This is a genomic window from Cytobacillus massiliigabonensis (assembly GCF_900199725.1).
Lineage (GTDB): Bacteria > Bacillota > Bacilli > Bacillales > Cytobacillaceae > Cytobacillus > Cytobacillus massiliigabonensis.
Genome location: NZ_LT904904.1, coordinates 1736897 through 1751839, shown reverse-complemented (window position 1 = coordinate 1751839; position 14943 = coordinate 1736897). Strand labels below are relative to the sequence as shown.

16 protein-coding genes are annotated in these 14943 nt (G+C 37.4%); all 16 read right to left on the bottom strand.

The window, feature by feature from the left end; translation table 11 throughout:
• Positions 1 to 62 precede the first annotated feature (62 nt).
• Positions 63 to 203 carry a hypothetical protein gene (locus tag C1726_RS26640; RefSeq protein ID WP_235822806.1) on the bottom strand — a complete coding sequence of 47 codons (141 nt, stop codon included), beginning with the start codon at positions 201 to 203 and terminating at the stop codon, positions 63 to 65.
• A gap of 106 nt (positions 204 to 309) precedes the next feature.
• The gene (locus C1726_RS19735) at positions 310 to 1533 is read right to left on the bottom strand and encodes a hypothetical protein (RefSeq protein WP_102274711.1); all 1224 of its coding nucleotides are present in this window, start codon (positions 1531 to 1533) and stop codon (positions 310 to 312) included.
• The gene (gene sigX, locus C1726_RS19730) at positions 1508 to 2059 is read right to left on the bottom strand and encodes an RNA polymerase sigma factor SigX (RefSeq protein WP_102274710.1); all 552 of its coding nucleotides are present in this window, start codon (positions 2057 to 2059) and stop codon (positions 1508 to 1510) included. Before sigX ends, C1726_RS19735 begins: the two co-directional genes overlap by 26 nt.
• 350 nt (positions 2060 to 2409) lie before the next feature.
• Positions 2410 to 4191 carry an ATP-binding protein gene (locus tag C1726_RS19725; protein WP_102274709.1) on the bottom strand — a complete coding sequence of 594 codons (1782 nt, stop codon included), beginning with the start codon at positions 4189 to 4191 and terminating at the stop codon, positions 2410 to 2412.
• Positions 4188 to 4904 (bottom strand): response regulator transcription factor, encoded by a 717-nt coding sequence (locus C1726_RS19720; protein ID WP_102274708.1) that lies wholly within the window; start codon positions 4902 to 4904, stop codon positions 4188 to 4190. Before C1726_RS19720 ends, C1726_RS19725 begins: the two co-directional genes overlap by 4 nt.
• A gap of 132 nt (positions 4905 to 5036) precedes the next feature.
• Positions 5037 to 6221 carry a c-type cytochrome biogenesis protein CcsB gene (ccsB, locus tag C1726_RS19715; RefSeq protein WP_102274707.1) on the bottom strand — a complete coding sequence of 395 codons (1185 nt, stop codon included), beginning with the start codon at positions 6219 to 6221 and terminating at the stop codon, positions 5037 to 5039.
• Positions 6222 to 6233: 12 nt separating this feature from the next.
• Positions 6234 to 7859 carry a cytochrome c biogenesis protein ResB gene (gene resB / locus C1726_RS19710; RefSeq protein ID WP_102274706.1) on the bottom strand — a complete coding sequence of 542 codons (1626 nt, stop codon included), beginning with the start codon at positions 7857 to 7859 and terminating at the stop codon, positions 6234 to 6236.
• Between the two features lie 19 nt (positions 7860 to 7878).
• Positions 7879 to 8403 (bottom strand): thiol-disulfide oxidoreductase ResA, encoded by a 525-nt coding sequence (resA, locus tag C1726_RS19705; RefSeq protein ID WP_102274705.1) that lies wholly within the window; start codon positions 8401 to 8403, stop codon positions 7879 to 7881.
• A 160-nt stretch (positions 8404 to 8563) separates the two neighbouring features.
• The gene (gene rluB, locus C1726_RS19700) at positions 8564 to 9283 is read right to left on the bottom strand and encodes a 23S rRNA pseudouridine(2605) synthase RluB (RefSeq protein ID WP_102274704.1); all 720 of its coding nucleotides are present in this window, start codon (positions 9281 to 9283) and stop codon (positions 8564 to 8566) included.
• Between the two features lie 235 nt (positions 9284 to 9518).
• Positions 9519 to 10055 carry a spore maturation protein gene (locus tag C1726_RS19695; protein ID WP_102274703.1) on the bottom strand — a complete coding sequence of 179 codons (537 nt, stop codon included), beginning with the start codon at positions 10053 to 10055 and terminating at the stop codon, positions 9519 to 9521.
• A 6-nt stretch (positions 10056 to 10061) separates the two neighbouring features.
• Positions 10062 to 10649, bottom strand: a complete 588-nt coding sequence (locus tag C1726_RS19690) for a nucleoside recognition domain-containing protein (protein WP_102274702.1) — start codon at positions 10647 to 10649, stop codon at positions 10062 to 10064.
• Positions 10642 to 11787 carry a D-alanyl-D-alanine carboxypeptidase family protein gene (locus C1726_RS19685; protein ID WP_102274701.1) on the bottom strand — a complete coding sequence of 382 codons (1146 nt, stop codon included), beginning with the start codon at positions 11785 to 11787 and terminating at the stop codon, positions 10642 to 10644. The genes C1726_RS19690 and C1726_RS19685 overlap by 8 nt, the downstream gene beginning before the upstream one ends.
• Positions 11788 to 11887: 100 nt before the next feature.
• On the bottom strand, positions 11888 to 12778 hold the full coding sequence (locus tag C1726_RS19680) for a superoxide dismutase (protein WP_102274700.1): 891 nt from the start codon (positions 12776 to 12778) through the stop codon (positions 11888 to 11890).
• Between the two features lie 229 nt (positions 12779 to 13007).
• The gene (locus C1726_RS19675) at positions 13008 to 13427 is read right to left on the bottom strand and encodes a hypothetical protein (protein WP_102274699.1); all 420 of its coding nucleotides are present in this window, start codon (positions 13425 to 13427) and stop codon (positions 13008 to 13010) included.
• A gap of 129 nt (positions 13428 to 13556) precedes the next feature.
• Entirely contained in the window at positions 13557 to 14144 is a 588-nt protein-coding gene (scpB, locus tag C1726_RS19670) for an SMC-Scp complex subunit ScpB (RefSeq protein ID WP_102275869.1), read from the bottom strand.
• Positions 14140 to 14901 carry a segregation/condensation protein A gene (locus C1726_RS19665; protein WP_102274698.1) on the bottom strand — a complete coding sequence of 254 codons (762 nt, stop codon included), beginning with the start codon at positions 14899 to 14901 and terminating at the stop codon, positions 14140 to 14142. Before C1726_RS19665 ends, scpB begins: the two co-directional genes overlap by 5 nt.
• Positions 14902 to 14943: the final 42 nt, after the last annotated feature.

The following is a 14943-nucleotide window of genomic DNA, read 5'->3' as shown; positions in this document are numbered from 1 at the left end:
TATTGCCTCCCTAATTTTTACCTATTATACTTTGAAGGCTGCAGACTAGCAAATCATATATTCTATGAAATCAATTGATATAACTCCATCGGTGTATCAATTTTTTCTGCCGTTTGTGCCCTTGTGTTTTTTCCGCCAATAAACAATAGGCTAACACAAAGTACCATTATGATTGCAATAATAAAACGTTTGATATAATCCACCTTGATTCCCGCTCCTTTTCTTACTTAATTCCTGACATATTCACCATATGAGGAGGATCTTATGATTATTACAGAAAAAGAAGACAAGCCATTGGCTCATCTTCTTTTATGGCAAGCTGCGCTTATTTGCTGCAACTGGTACTTTAATTTCATTATCTAAGTTAAATCTGCCTACCATATCCACGTCTGCATTCTCCAATTTTACCGCTTGGTAGTTAAAGTCTTTCGCTGTTAAGAGAATAGCCTCAATTGTATGCAATGTAGACTCATCATTATTTATGACCGATCCTTCCCCGAAGCGAATCGTTAATTTCTTTTCTTCCGGGTTCTCCTCAGTTTCAAAATTTATATCAGCAGGGATGGAAGCAAGTAAGTTTGCTTTCTCCTGGTTTTCTTTCATAGCCGCAAATGCATCGCTAATTGAACTTAACTTCTCTCCATAAGGAACAATATAAGGCTTTTTAGCCTCGTTCGGATAATATAAATAATACGCATGATTTCCGATTTCAGGTTCAAATTCTTCTATTACACCGCTGTTTCCAAGCTCCATTCCAGTCTTTCCATCTGTTGTAACCTTAATTTTACTAATATTTAATGCAGTCATTGTATAGCTAAGCACTTCGCTAAAAACCATTTCGGAAGCTGAGCCATCTCCATAAGTATGGTCTACAGGAAAATCTATTGTTAGTTCCCTGCTAGCCTCATCAAAAGCAAATTCTGCATTTAATGGGAAATAATCGCTTAATCCCCACTCTCTTTCACTTAAATTCACCATGTTTTCTTCAAATAGGTCAAATTTAGATTTATCTTCATTCTTCGTCACTAGCACACTAACAGGCACCGCCATCATTGCCTTTTCATCAGGTATTGCATAGGTTAGAACTTCCATCCCGCTAATATCCTCTTCATATACAGCTGTTTCAGGATCTTCGATATCCATTGATCTTATTCCAATCTCGCTATCCTTTTCAGGTGCTTCCTCCGCTGTAAATGGAATCGCACTATCTTCATATGTCTCATTTTGTTCCGCTTCCTGTATATTCACGCCTTCCTTCATAGAGATTTTTTCTGAGGCTGCCGACTGTTTTGTGCTATCCGACGCTTGCTCTTCAGTGTTCTCCCAATTAAAAAGGTTAGGGACAAGAATTAAAAATAGAACGGCAGCAAGGGCTGCAGCAGCCGTAGGCATGATCCATGTTCGTTGTTTCCGCTTATTCATCCGAACGGTAATATTTTGGAATATTTCACTTGGATCTCGCTCATCTTTTATTTTTGGCATTTGGCTTAATAATTCTTTAAGCTGATTATCGCTCCATTCTGATTTTTTCATTTTCTATCCCCTCCTTTCTAATCATTTCCTCCATCTGTTTTTTTAATATTTTTAATGCCCTATGCTGAGTCGTCTTTACCTTGCTTTCAGTCCATCCTAAGCTTTCAGCTGTTTCTAAGATAGAAAATTCATGGATATACCTCATGACAATGACAAGACGCTGATCAACTGTGCACTGATCCAGACATTTATATATTTGTTGAATCTCTTCATTTTGAACTGCAATATCTTCAGGAATTGGATGATCATCCTTAACCTGAGAAGTAGACCAATCAAACTTTTCTAATATCCTTTGTTTCCACCCTTTTTGTTTACGAAAAGAATCAATCGCAACATTTCGGGCAATCGAAAAAAGCCATGTCTTCTCACTGCTTTTTCCTTCAAATCTTTCATACGATTTTAATACTCTTATATATACCTCTTGTACAAGGTCTTCAGCCTGCTCTTTGTTTTTGACCATATAAAAAAGAAATTGAAAAACGTCATGATGATATTTTCTATATAATTCATCAAAAACGGAGTCCATCGATTCCCCTCCCCGTTCATTAATTTAGTCGCATAGAAAAAAGAAAAAGTTACACCTTTAAATATAGTATTTTCTATACAAAAAAGGAAGGATTTTCTCAGGAATCCTTCCTTTTGCCCCTATTCATGATTCATTTGTTTTAAAAGATGAGAATTGTCTAGCGCAAGCGACCTATCGCCTACCAAATTTCAGGTCCCCTCCGCAACGATTGCGTCAACATCGAATCGCTATCGCTCTCCGTGTTTCCTTTATCTCATTCGCGGTCCTTCCAGTTTGTACGGCGATGAACAAGGCGCTTTCGCTTTTCTATGTTTCTCGTGTATCAAGAACAATCGGCATAGTATACGATATTATTCGTTTTTTCGAGGAATAAGGATGGAAAATGTCGTTCCTTGGCCTAGTTTGCTTTGGACAGATATTTGACCTTTATGTGCATTGACAATGTTTTTGGCAATGGCAAGACCTAAACCTGTTCCTGATCGGCCCCTTGTTCTCGCTTTATCGGCTTTATAAAACCTTTCAAACACAAAAGGCAAGTCTTCCTCTGGAATACCTGAACCAGAATCCTTTACTTCAATTATCAATCCGCGTTCTTCCATACGTTCGGAAACTTTTACAAATCCCTTTTCTGGTGTATGGCGTATCGCGTTATCAATCAAATTGGTTAATACTTGATCTAATCGATCAGGATCAAATTTAAACCACGTTTCATTTCCTTCAAGTTCCTGTTCAAGCACGATCCCCTTGTCTTTTGCAAGCCCTTGAAACTTCCGAATAATTTTCTGAAAATAAGAATGAACCTCAATCTCTTCAATTGTTAATTGAATATGACCCGCTTCCATTCTTGCAAGATCAAGCAGCTCATTGACAAGTCTGCCCATTCTTAAGGATTCATCATAAATGACCCGAGCCATTTCTTTCTTTTCATCATCAGTCCCAGCAATATCATCTACGATCGCTTCACTATACCCTTGCATCATTGAAATAGGTGTTCGTAGTTCATGAGAAACATTGGCAATAAAATCTTGCCTTAGCTTGTCAAGCTGCCTTTCTTCTGTCATATCACGAATAACTGCCACTGCACCGCGAATATATTTATTATCATAGAGCGGGCTGACAATCATAACCCAGAATCTACCCTGTATAGAGATTTCACCAACCTGTTCTTTTTCAGTATTAACCGCCTGCTGGAAAAGCTCCATTACTTTTGAAGGAACAGCAGCTGTATCTTTATTGCCTTCCTCTTGCTCATAATACCAATTATGCAAAAAGCGATCTGCTGGAGGATTGGTGATTAGAATGGTCCCATCTCTATTAAACGTAATAACACCGTCTGCCATCCCGCTTAAAATACTGGCAAACTGCTCTTTTTCCTGACTTAAAGCATTCATATTAAATTTCAGCTGTTTTCCCATTTGGTTAAAGGCGATCGCCAATTCACCAATCTCGTCATGGGAAGTTAGAGGGATTTTCGTATCAAATTTTCCCCTTGCCACTTCAAATGCTGCTTCTCGCATTTTACGGAGCGGTGCAGTAATCCGAGTCGATAGGAAGAAAGCGAAAATAGTTGTTAGAATAATCGCTACACCTGCTGCAAGAAAAATAAATTTTGTTGTAGTCTGAGTTGTTTCCTGCATAACCTCTAATGATTGGTATATAAAAACTGCACCATTTTCATTATCTATTTCACTTAAAGGAACACCAATTATTAATATTTTTGTTTTATCATTATCCATTTCCTCTTTTACCGAAAATGGAGAAATTTTCTGGACTGTTTTCTTTTCTGTAAATACTTTTTGCAGATCTTTATCTTCCGTTAAATACGACAATGGCAACTGAAATGTTTGGTTTTTATTCGGTGAGTAATCATATTCATTTTCATTGTGAATGATAACAATTTTTGTATAGTCATCAACTAATTCCCACGCAATTTCCAGCCCGATTTCTTTCTCATGCTCCTCCAGAATTTGTGCAATTTTTTGCGCAGTATCTGTAAGCCCTTTTTCTGTTTCATTGATATGATAATTCTCAAAAAACTCAAGAAGCATAATGGTTAATATAAATAACACAAAAGATACGAGCAGAAGAATGGTAATCCACAGCTTACCTACAACACTGCGCCACAGCATCATTCATTAATAACCTCAAACTTATAGCCAACTCCCCAAACAGTTACAATCATTTTTGCCGCTTGTTCCGAGACTTTATTTAACTTTTCACGCAGACGCTTCACATGTGTATCAACCGTTCTTAAATCGCCAAAAAATTCATAATGCCACACTTCTTTGAGCAATTGTTCCCTGTCAAAAACTTTATCAGGAGATTTTGCTAAGAAATAGAGTAATTCATATTCTTTTGGAGTAAGACTTACTTCTTTTCCATCCGCTAATACTCGATGCGCATCATGATCGATCGTTAAATGCGGAAAGACAATGACATCCTTCGCAGTTGTTTCTGTTTGAATAAAGGAAGTCTTTGATGACCGGCGCAGGAGGGCCTTTACACGCAAAACAACCTCTCTTGGACTAAACGGCTTGACAATATAATCATCAGTGCCAACCTCAAAACCTTGTACTCTGTTAACTTCCTCCCCCTTGGCTGTTAACATGATAATTGGCGTAGCTTTTTTCTCTCTTACTTCACGGCATACTTCGATTCCGTCTTTCCCTGGCATCATTAAATCGAGCAGAATGACATCATACTCATTCCCTAGTGCCTTTGCAACTGCTTCATTTCCATCCTCTGCTTCGTCTATGGAATAGTTTTCCCTCTCCAAGTACATTTTTAATAAACGCCGAATTCTTTCCTCATCATCCACCACTAAAATTCTAACGTCTTTGTCCATAACTCATATCCCCCTTATCATTTTCCCCCGAAAATATCTTTTAAAAGAAGCCTTCACTAACGTGAAGTGAAGGCTTTTTTCCAAGTTAAGTAAAATTTTTAATCTATTCCTATCAATACTTCTGCCGCTTCATTAGCCTGCATAAGAATGCAGACCTGCAATGACAAGATTTACTGCTACAAAGTTAAACATGATAATCACAAACCCTATAACAGCAAGCCAAGCAGATTTTTCTCCATGCCAGCCTTTTGATAATCGTAAATGCAGGAAAGCTGCATAGAATAAGAAAGTGATGAGTGCCCAAACCTCTTTCGGATCCCATCCCCAAAATCTTGTCCAGGCAATTTGCGCCCAAATCATTGCAAATATTAATGCTCCCAAAGTAAATACCGGGAAGCCTATTAATACTGAACGGTAGCCAATTTCATCTACTAAATCTAGTTTAATATTTTTCACTACTGGCTGCAACAGAGCTCCTACACGTTTACGGATGATCAATCTGAATAATAAGTAGATAATGGTTCCTGACAATAATGACCATATAACAGTATTTAGCTTTTTCGCATTAATAATGCCGGGCATTTCTACAAGAGGCTCAAATTTTCCAGCCGTTAGCAATTCACCCTCATTCGGTCCGGTTATTGCAGGCATATTAAATTCTTGTTTTAACTCTTGGCCATTCTTATCAATCCAATTAAACTCAGCTTTATAATCTAATAATGAGAATGTAGTTGTTACAATTACAAATCCAAGCGTACAAATGAGGCCAAACATAATTGTTTCTAGCCAAAATGTACGTTTACTTGGTTTTGATTGATCTACTGCTTTGACAAGATAAATAAGACCCGCCGCAAAACTCATTCCCAAAATTGCTTGTCCCAGTGCAGCAGTTGTTACGTGAATATAAAGCCAATGACTTTGCAGTGCCGGAATGAGCGGTGATATATCACGTGAAAACATGCTTGAAAATGCAATTAGCAAGAGTGCTACTGGTAAAGTGAATGCACCAAGCAATGGTGTTTTATACATATAGTATAATACGATAAAAGCACCAACCAATGATAAAGCAAAAAATGTACCAAATTCAAACATATTACTTACAGGAGCATGTCCAGCCACAATCCAGCGTGTAATAAAATAGCCCAACTGAGAAATAAATCCAATGATAGTAATAAGAATTGCTATTCTTGCCCATTTATTCGGACCTTTTTCTTTTATCTTTCCCTTTTTATCCTTAATCGCTCCTGCAAAAAAGACAGTGGCGATTAAATAAAGAATAAAAGAAGCGAATAATAAATTTCCACTTAAATTAACCACTGATTTCCCTCCTTATTCTTTACTTTCTTTCTGCACTTGATCCTCAGGTTCATCGATTCCAGTACCATCTAAAACTGCGGCGATTTCCCTTTTTAGGCCATGCCAGTTTTTATTTGTATGTCCAGCAACCCATACTTCATCATTTACTCTGCGAATCCATATACGGCGATGGTTCCAATACGATCCTTGAGCAACCCCTATCATGAAAATAAGTCCGCCTAACGCGATAATCCACAATGTTAAATCTTTACGAACCGTTATGGATGATACATTTTTCGTATCAATACCAGCAAAATTCATTTTATATTCATTATCTCCAAATGGCTCGATCGTTTGCTGAATAGCCACGAAGCTGACTTCACCGTCTTTTTTATCAGGAGTAATCATTTTGAAAACAAAAGCTGGATTGTTTGGAACTTTTGATTTCGTTATTGGCTCCCCACTGTCATCAAACTCAAAGTCAGGAAAATAGCTCACAACTTCTACAGCATAGCCATTACCAAGATCATAACGATCCTTAGGATCATTTAAATCAATTTTTATTTCACCAAATGACTCATCCGAATCCTTTTTATTAAGTGTAAAAGTCATTTTATTTAATTCATCTAATTTATAACTAACTTGATAGAGTGCATATCCTTCAAACTTTAACGGCTCATTTACTTTAATCGAATAATCCTTTACCTTCTCAAGTTCAGGTTCTTGTCCAGCAACCGTTTCACCTTTCTTTTTGTAAAGGGTTACATCTGACTGATAATTCTTAGCTACCATCCCTTTTTCCTCAATGGCTTCACTAAATGCTTTATTATCTTTATCCTTATCATAAACTTCTAAAATAAACTTATTATTCTTTAAATAGTACTGTCCATCTGTTTCAGGAATAACTTTTGTTTCACCCTCACGAATCCAAAGGATTTCATCAATATACATCCCTGGAACAAATCGGAGCATTCCGCCGATTAAGAAGATAATAAGCCCGATATGGTTCACATACGGACCCCATCTTGAAAATCTGCCCTTTTCAGCAAGAATATTCCCATCTTCTTCCCGGATATTGTATCTCTTCGCTTTTAATCTTTCTTTAACCTCTTCATAGGATTCATCAAGATTGCTAGCCTCTGAGACACCAAAGATACGCTGGCGTTTTAAAAACCCCTCATGCCTTGCGACACGCTGAGCTTTTAAAGCCCTCCATAATGGAATCATCCGGTCAAGACTGCATATAACTAAAGAAATACCAATTGATGCGATTAATACAAGATACCACCATGAACTGTATAAATTATGAAATCCAAGATCGTAATACAGCTTTCCTATCCACCCATACTGATCCTCATAATATTCTTCAGCAGGCATAATAGGAGGAATGTACATTTCTTGCGGTAAGATTGTTCCAAGTGCAGAGGCAATCAGTGTAATGACAATTAGCCAAACACCAACCTTTACAGATGAGAAAAAGTTCCAAACTTTATCAATAATTGTTTTGTTGTATGTTTGCGAGCGGCGTGCACTGCCTTCATAGCGCATATCAACAAGTTTCTTATCCTTTTCCGATTCCTGAAGAACTCTTCCACATGCTTCGCAAAGAATGGTTCCATGAGGATTCACATGCCCGCATTCACATTTTACATGTTTCATTTTAAAAACTCCCCGTAGCTTATGGTTGAACTTGTTCCATTAACTCTTTAATCATTTCTTCCGTCAATTGACCTGTGTGATACTTAACAACTTTTCCATCTTTATCTATCATAAAAGTTGCAGGAAGTGCGCCAATTTTGTAAGCAGTCTGAACTTGTCCGTCTTTATCTATAACAATTGGAAAAGATAAATTATGTCTATCAGCAAATTTACTTACTGATAGCTCTGACTCACCTACGTTTACAGCTAATGTTTGTACACCTTTGTCTTTAAATTGTTTATACTGATTATCCATATACGGCATTTCTTTTTCACATGGCTTGCAATATGTACCCCAGAAGTTTAGAAAAACACCCTGACCTTTGTAATCTGAAAGACGATGCTCTTCTCCATTCAAATCTACAAGAACGAAATCAGGTGCTTGTTCGCCAACAACAACCTTTTTAATATCATCTTTTGTGAAATTTGCATACAAGGTATATGCGACAGCTGCACCTAATATTAGCAAAATAATCGTTCTCATTACTAAACGACGCTTTTTCATCACACTCTCCCCTTTAGAAAAACGCTGTGGAAAACGAAACAGCCGATTTTTATTATATCATTTATCAACATTCCAATAATGTTTACAATTTGAAGTAACTGTGACTTTTCTATGAAATTTCCCTTAATGGTTGAAAATTAACACAATTAAACAAAAGTATTTATGATTTTGAAAGTGCGCGTAATTGCTTGACTTCATGTGCTGTTAACTCTCTTGCTTCTCCCGCCTTTAACCCTTGAAGTGTTAAGAAACCGTACCTTTCCCTTTTTAATTTAATGACTGGATGACCAATTGCCTCGAGCATCCTTCTGACTTGACGATTTCTGCCCTCATGAATGGTTAATTCAATAATAGCCGTCTGCTTTTTCTTATCGATAGAAAGCACCTTCGTCTGAGCTGGGGCTGTTTTCCCATCTTCCAAGCGGACTCCTTTTTCTAGGCTTCTCATTTTCTCTCTTGATGGAATCCCCTTCACCTTTGCTACATACACCTTTTCAATTTCATTTTTTGGGTGCATGAGCATGTTTGCAAACTCCCCGTCATTTGTTAAAAGCAACAGACCAGAGGTATCAAAGTCTAAACGCCCTACTGGGTATATCCGCTGTTCAATTTGCTGAAAAAAGTCAGTCACTACTTTTCTTCCTTTATCATCCGTTACACTTGAAATAACGCCTCTTGGTTTATATAGAAGAAAATAAACTGGTTCTTCCCTTTCCACAGGAATCCCATTCACTTCTACTCGATCAGAAGATGAAACCTTAATACCCAATTCCTTTACTGTTTTTCCATTCACCCTTACATGCCCTTCCTTGATGAGCTCCTCCGCTTTCCTGCGTGAAGCAAATCCTGCATGGGCAATTACCTTTTGCAATCTTTCCATTTATGTCACCCCAACTAATACTTATTAAGGATTATACCTATTTCCATCCTAATGAATTATGACATAAATCATCCTTTTTTCAAAGTAGACGCTTTTTTCAAATAATAAGTAACCAATGCGGAAGCGTCTCGTTCACAAAGTGGAACACAACAATAATTTCTAAAATTTCATTAGCAATAAAAAAAAATACCTATTTTTTAGGTATCATTGATTGTTTTTTTATCGTTTGTATCTTTCATATTCTGCCGAAAATAATCGTAACAACCACTATTGCTGCAATGATTCCGATTAAATCTGCCAACAAACCTACCTTTAAGGCATCTCCCATTTTCCTGATTCCAACTGCACCAAAGTAGACTGTAAGCACATAAAACGTTGTGTCTGTACTGCCTTGAAGAACTGATGCTAGTCTGCCGATAAACGAATCAGGTCCATGAACGGAGATAAGATCACTTGTTATTCCAAGTGCGGCAGAGCCAGAGATTGGACGAATGATGGCTAACGGCACAATATCAGGGGGAACGCCTATTGCTTCCAGCACAGGCCGTATAAACTCCATGAAGTATTCCAATGCTCCGGATGCTCGAAAAACTGAAATCGCTACGAGCATCCCAACTAAAAAAGGGATAATTGAGACAGCAATTTTTATTCCTTCTTTTCCGCCTTCAACAAAGCTTTCATAAGTAGGTACACGTTTTATCGTCCCGTAGATTAAAATAAAACCTATTAGAACAGGAATAAACCAGAGGGAGATCACCGACACAATTTGCATACGACTTCATCCCTTTCTCGTTCTTCTATAGTAAAAATACCGATCAATGATGATGGCGCCTATTGCTGAGCAAAAGGATGCAATTAACGTTGGACCTACAATTTCTGTTGGGGATGCGGACTCATATTTCATTCGAATGGCAATAACCATTGTTGGAATGAGTGTGATGCTTGACGTATTAATTGCTAAAAAAGTGATCATTGAACGGCTTGCAACATCCAATCCTCCATTTAATCGTTTTAATTCCTCCATCGCCTTAATTCCTAGCGGGGTAGCTGCATTGCCAAGACCAAACATATTTGCCATCATATTGGAGAGTATGTAGCCCATTGCAGGATGTTCATTCGGTACATCCGGGAAAAGCTTTTTCACAAGCGGTCTAAATAGGAGTGACAATTTTTGCAATAGTCCAGCTTCCTCTGCAATTCTCATCATGCCTAACCAAAAAACAAGTACACTGATTAACCCGATACATAAAGTAACTGCCTCTGCTGCACCATTAAAGATCGCTTCATTCACTTGATCCATCGTGCCATTAATCATGGCAAAGATAATTCCGATGACTGTTAGGAATACCCATATGATATTAACCATCTATTTTCACACCAATCATTACAAGAAATATTTTTCTGAATCGCTCAAAAAACGACTGCTTGTCTTCATTATCAGCATGTTTATAATAAATTGGCATCCTTCTTACTTGTTTATCGTCAAAATAAACAATCACCTGACCAACTATTTCGGGAGGATTCTCTTTCCATTCTTTATCTGGCTTCATAAGTTTATATTCTATTCTGAAAAGCTTCTTTTCCTTCGGTGTCACTGGATAATCGAAGCTATGCTCAACATAGACCTTCTTTTTATAAAATTGATCCTTCACTTGTGGGATATTTCCCTTTGGCAAAACCTCTGTTAAACGATAGGTGTTAAACCCTGTTTCATACATTTGAATATGATCATTCCAATCATCTGGCCCATTTAGTGTTACAGCAATTAATTTCAGCTCATCTTTTTCAGCTGTCGTCACTAATGTCCGCTTTGCACGTTTTGTATAGCCTGTCTTTCCCCCTGTTGTGTACCTGTAGAGCTCTGTGAGCAATCTATTTTTATTCTTCCATTTTCGATCCCATTTCTCAGTAGGGTGCGGTGCTTTATGAACCTTTGTGCCTGAAATTTTCTCATACACTTCATTATTCATCGCATAACGAGTTAAAACAGCCATATCATAAGCTGTTGACAAATGATTTTCATGGTCATCCAGCCCATGAGGATTGGCAAAATGAGTATTATTCATACCTATTTCTTCTGCCTTTTGATTCATTAGATAAACAAAGCCATCCAGGCTGCCGCCGACATGCTCTGCAATAGCTACAGCTGCGTCATTGCCGGACCTGAGCATTAACCCGTACACCAAATCCTCTAGCTTTATTTTTTCACCAGGAAATAAATATATGGAGGATCCTTCTGTATGGACTGCCTTTTCACTTACTTTTACCCATTCATCCATTTTCCCCGATTCAATTGCTAAAATGGCGGTCATAATCTTAGTAATGCTTGCAATTCTCATTGGCTTATTTGCATTTTTATCATAAAGTACCCGGCCCGAGCTTTGCTCCATTAAAATTGCACTATGTGCACTTACTGAAAAAGAGGCATATGCCCTTTGTGGAATAAACGCTATAAAAATTGCAGCAATCAAGGGAAAGATTATCAGCTTTTTCATATTTATCATTGCAGTCTCCTTCACTGGTTTGTACAATTTTATGCAGGACAAGTACTGATATGACAATAAAAGGCGAAAAACAAAGAATGTTTTTCGCCTTTTCATTCTATTAAAATGGTTTCCACTTAAGCTCAGAAGCTTTCATAAACCGTTGTTCAACATCTTTCCAATTAACTATATTCCACCAATTTTTCACATAGTTGGAACGTTCATTTTTATATTGCAGATAATATGCATGCTCCCAGACATCCAAAACAAGCAATGGAATCGTATCCCACTGAGTTAAAATCATATGTCTTTCTGATTGCAGTATTTCGAGATGATGAGCTCTAGGGGACCAAACTAGTACTGCCCAGCCAACACCTTCCACCTGATTTGCAGCTTCTGTAAATTGCTTTTTAAATGCCTCAAAACTGCCAAAATACTTTTCTATTGCTTTTAACAGGCCTCCTGACGGCTTTCCCCCTCCTTTAGGAATCATATTATTCCAGAATATCGTATGCAGATAGTGACCTGAACCATGGAAGGCAAGTTCCCGCGACCAATGCTTAACTAATGAAAAGTCCCCAGATTTTCTTGCCTTTTTCAGCTCTTTTTCTGCTTTATTCAGTCCATCAACATAAGATTGATGATGCTTAGTATGATGCAATCTCATAATTTCCTCAGAAATATATGGCTCTAATGCATTGTATGAATATGGCAATGGAGGCAATGTATGAGATCCTGCCGCAATTTGAGGCGGATTGTTATAGACACTCCCAAGCTCCTGCCTTTTCGTGAAATAATCCTCCATATCCAAGTGCAGCTCTTCCACATGGTTTTGAATCTCCAATAATCCTTCATTGCTTAATGGATTTTGAATTCCCTCCATAATATCGGTCATTCGATCCATCTTTAGCCATAGCTCATCGTTCTCATCAACATTTTCTGATTCGAGAAATCCCCGTAGTTCCTTATTCCATTTAAACACTTCTTGGATATAATCATTCATTTTACTCATACGATCCCTCTTCCCTAAATAGTCCCTTTCTATCGTATGAATAGCTGAATGAAATATTGCTTTTCCTGTAGAATGTAAATGGTAATAAACATAGCTGCTAATTAGGTGTAGTGATTTGAAACAAATTTGCAATCAAAATTCATTCATAAAAATTAATAAAACAATCATTTGGAAATTTCAACATAAAAAAGGGCAGATATTCAAACCTGCCCTTTACAAAAAATTATTCTTATTGAGGCTGAACGATGTACTCTAAGGGTGAACGTAGATTAAAGCTCTTCTTTGTTTCTAAATCCTCAAATATCCCAGCAAGCTTTGTGTAGTCAATATCTTGAAAATACGATGCGAATTCAAGCTTAGAATTAATGTAAACTCGCTTGCGGTGACGAAAACCTGGATTCTTCAATAAACAAATCAGTGCCACGATATCTTTAAATTCAACATCCCTGGTGCCAGCTTTAAAAATTGAACTTCCTTCAAATGGAGTAAACTCAGAAACTAGCTCATCAAAATACCGAACATATAGAACGTGTAAAGTCTTTTCTTGTCCATTTTCTTCAAAGGTAACCTCACTTCGATTGAAGAAATCCTCAGACGTATTCGACTTTTCCTTTTCCAGCTCATATCCCTTGCATTGTTTAATAAGCATCTTAACCCCTCCTCAAACCTATTCCCCATATGTAATAATGAAAACGATATAGAAAATGCTCCATTTTTGAAATGAAGCATTATTTTACAAGTATATTTTATCATAAATAGATTTAATTGTATGAAAAATTCAAGAATCCATTGTTTCTTGAAACTTATCAAAGAACAAGTCAGCCTCATCCTGGAAATAATCATCATCTATCTTTTCAGGGAGCGGAGGGAGCTCTTCAATTTTTTTCAAACCAAAATAATCAAGAAATTCTTTCGTAGTGCCATAGAGGTAAGCCCTTCCCGAACCGTCAGCCCGACCTGCCTCTTTAATGAGCGCTTTCGCCATAAGCGTCTGTATTGGACGCTCTGTCTTCACCCCTCTTATTTCCTCAATCTCCGCTCTTGTGATTGGCTGTTTATAGGCTATAATTGCCAGCGTTTCTAATGCTGCCTGCGATAAAGTCGAGGCTTGCGGAGTAACAACCAGCCTTTTTAGATAGGCTGAATTTTCTTTTTTCGTGGCAAGCTGAAAGGTACCTGCCAGCTCAATAACCGTGATGCCTCGTATGTCATCTTTACGATAATCTTCCATTAATTCTTTTATAATTTCTTCTGCTTGCAGTTCCTCTACTTCAAGAACAAGAGCAATTTGCTTTAAGGTTAGCCCTTCATCTCCTGCGGCAAATAAAAGACTTTCAACAATGCCTTTCCAATTTATAATATTAATATTCTTCTCCCCCTTCCATGGCACTTACATAAATCTCAGAAAAATTGCCTTCCTGCTCAATAAATATTTCATGGCGCTTCATTAGCTCTAAAACTGCTAAAAATGTAACCACAATATTTTCACGGTCAAGTATGGGAAAAAGTTCATAAAAGCTTTTTCGTTCTTTAAATTGCCTTAAATCATCAAGAATTTCTGCCATTCTTGTTTCTATTGGAATTTCTTGACGTGCTATTTTTGTTGAAAGCGGTTTTTGCAGCTTTTGCCTTCTTAATAGTTTTTGAAATGCACCAAGCATGTCATACAAGGAGACATTTAATTCCGTTTTTTCCGGTTGCATATCTTTTGCAAAATCGCTTAAATCACTCGGAGGCTTTGTGAACATTAAGCCCCTTTCTTTTTCCATTTCTTTAAAATCAACTGCTGCCTCTTTATATTTTCTGTATTCAACTAATCTTTCAACAAGCTCTTCCATCGAGTCTTCTTCTTGCCCTAATCCCATTTCATCGTCAAGCAAATCTTCCTCGTGCTTTGGGAGAAGCATTTTACTTTTAATCGCAAGCAAGGTGGCTGCCATAACGAGATATTCACTTGCCACGTCAAGCTGCAGCACTTGCATCGTATGGATATATAATAAATATTGCTCAGTTATTTCTGCTACTGGAATATCGTATATATCAATTTCAAGCCTGTTTATTAAGTGAAGAAGCAAATCAAGCGGTCCTTCAAACGCTTCAATCTTTACATTATAATGTTCCATTACTACTCACCAAAATTTCCTTATTAAGTTCCTCATTAAAGA

What these genes read in the sequence shown, in the direction of transcription:
- C1726_RS19735 (WP_102274711.1), bottom strand. Translation starts at nt 1,533, where the DNA reads ATGAAAAAATCAGAATGGAGCGATAATCAGCTTAAAGAATTATTAAGC.
- sigX (WP_102274710.1), bottom strand. Translation starts at nt 2,059, where the DNA reads ATGGACTCCGTTTTTGATGAATTATATAGAAAATATCATCATGACGTT.
- C1726_RS19725 (WP_102274709.1), bottom strand. Translation starts at nt 4,191, where the DNA reads ATGATGCTGTGGCGCAGTGTTGTAGGTAAGCTGTGGATTACCATTCTT.
- C1726_RS19720 (WP_102274708.1), bottom strand. Translation starts at nt 4,904, where the DNA reads ATGGACAAAGACGTTAGAATTTTAGTGGTGGATGATGAGGAAAGAATT.
- resB (WP_102274706.1), bottom strand. Translation starts at nt 7,859, where the DNA reads ATGAAACATGTAAAATGTGAATGCGGGCATGTGAATCCTCATGGAACC.
- resA (WP_102274705.1), bottom strand. Translation starts at nt 8,403, where the DNA reads ATGAAAAAGCGTCGTTTAGTAATGAGAACGATTATTTTGCTAATATTA.
- rluB (WP_102274704.1), bottom strand. Translation starts at nt 9,283, where the DNA reads ATGGAAAGATTGCAAAAGGTAATTGCCCATGCAGGATTTGCTTCACGC.
- C1726_RS19695 (WP_102274703.1), bottom strand. Translation starts at nt 10,055, where the DNA reads ATGCAAATTGTGTCGGTGATCTCCCTCTGGTTTATTCCTGTTCTAATA.
- C1726_RS19690 (WP_102274702.1), bottom strand. Translation starts at nt 10,649, where the DNA reads ATGGTTAATATCATATGGGTATTCCTAACAGTCATCGGAATTATCTTT.
- C1726_RS19685 (WP_102274701.1), bottom strand. Translation starts at nt 11,787, where the DNA reads ATGATAAATATGAAAAAGCTGATAATCTTTCCCTTGATTGCTGCAATT.
- C1726_RS19680 (WP_102274700.1), bottom strand. Translation starts at nt 12,778, where the DNA reads ATGAGTAAAATGAATGATTATATCCAAGAAGTGTTTAAATGGAATAAG.
- C1726_RS19675 (WP_102274699.1), bottom strand. Translation starts at nt 13,427, where the DNA reads ATGCTTATTAAACAATGCAAGGGATATGAGCTGGAAAAGGAAAAGTCG.
- C1726_RS19665 (WP_102274698.1), bottom strand. Translation starts at nt 14,901, where the DNA reads ATGGAACATTATAATGTAAAGATTGAAGCGTTTGAAGGACCGCTTGAT.